Annotated in this window: 1 protein-coding gene; it reads right to left on the reverse strand. The window is 37.8% G+C overall.

All coding sequences use genetic code 11. The features are described from left to right. Positions 1 to 125 precede the first annotated feature (125 nt). Positions 126 to 1058 carry a DDE-type integrase/transposase/recombinase gene (locus GMA13_RS10510; RefSeq protein ID WP_255884525.1) on the reverse strand — a complete coding sequence of 311 codons (933 nt, stop codon included), beginning with the start codon at positions 1056 to 1058 and terminating at the stop codon, positions 126 to 128. Positions 1059 to 1160 lie beyond the last annotated feature (102 nt).

The raw sequence follows: 1160 nt of genomic DNA on the forward strand, positions 1-1160 counted from the left end.
TCTGCGTTGTAAATAGATGTGACCCAATTTGGTAAAAAAATAAACTAACGATATGGTATAGTGTTTTTGCTTGCCTTTGGAGTGGAGCGTAGCGTAACGGAAAAGGCAAGCAAAAACACAGCGGTTCAGGCTGACATCTTCTCAGCTAAGAGTTGTACCGGACTTTTATATCCGAGCGTTCTCATTGGTTTATTGTTGCTCCATTCCAAATGCTTTTCTAACTTTTGATTTAACTCATCAACATTTCTGAAAGTTTCCCAGTCATAAAAATATCTTTGATCATTTCTATGACTTCTTTCTACCTTGCCATTATGCCACGGCGTTCTCGGCGGTATTAACTTATGATTTATATGAAGTTTTTTTAATTCTTTATCAAATGGGCATATCTCGGTGTCACTAATGTATTTGTAAGTGAATTCTGTTCCATTGTCTGTTTGAATGGTTTGTATTTTGAATGGGAATACCGTCACTAACATCTTTAAGAATTTTACGCTGTTTTCAGGTGTGTGTTCCTCGAATGCATACACGAAGCGATTTCTCGTACATTCATCTATCGCTGTCCACTGATACAGGTGCTTCCCGTCCCTTAAAACCTCGCCTCTTAAGCAATTATAAGGCACTTCTTTTACATCTATCTGAACTTTCTCTCCGGGAGTTTTTAACTCCGGATATCTTCGCTGTTCTCGACTTTTCTTTTTGGGCTTCTTATTTTCTTTTAGTCCGAGCCGCTTTGCTGCGTATACCATTCCCGAGAAGCTTCGGGTATATCCTTTCCGAAGCAAATCCTGATACACTCCATCCCATCCATATCTCGCAAATTTCTTCTTAAATGAATTTTTTATTTGCCTTTCTTCTTTTTTCGTATGTCTGTTGGGGTTACTATGCGGTCGGTGAGATTTTTCTACCAACGATTGCCACGTTCCATCATATCTTTTACACCAGCGTTTTATACTTGACAGGCTTACTCCATATCTGCGGCTTGCCTCGCTTTTCCCTTTTCTGATTGCAAATTTTACTGCCGCTTGCTTTTTCTTTGCTTCTTGTGTTAATATATTCATGAGAAGTACTTCTTTCTTGGTTAATGTTTTGTAGCTAATCCATTATACCATATTTTGAAGTTACTTCTCTTTTTATTGGTTCATATCATTTTAACACATACA

This window comes from Ruminococcus sp. zg-924, from assembly GCF_024433635.1.
GTDB lineage: Bacteria > Bacillota > Clostridia > Oscillospirales > Acutalibacteraceae > UBA7067.

What these genes read in the sequence shown, in the direction of transcription:
- GMA13_RS10510 (WP_255884525.1), bottom strand. Translation starts at nt 1,058, where the DNA reads ATGAATATATTAACACAAGAAGCAAAGAAAAAGCAAGCGGCAGTAAAA.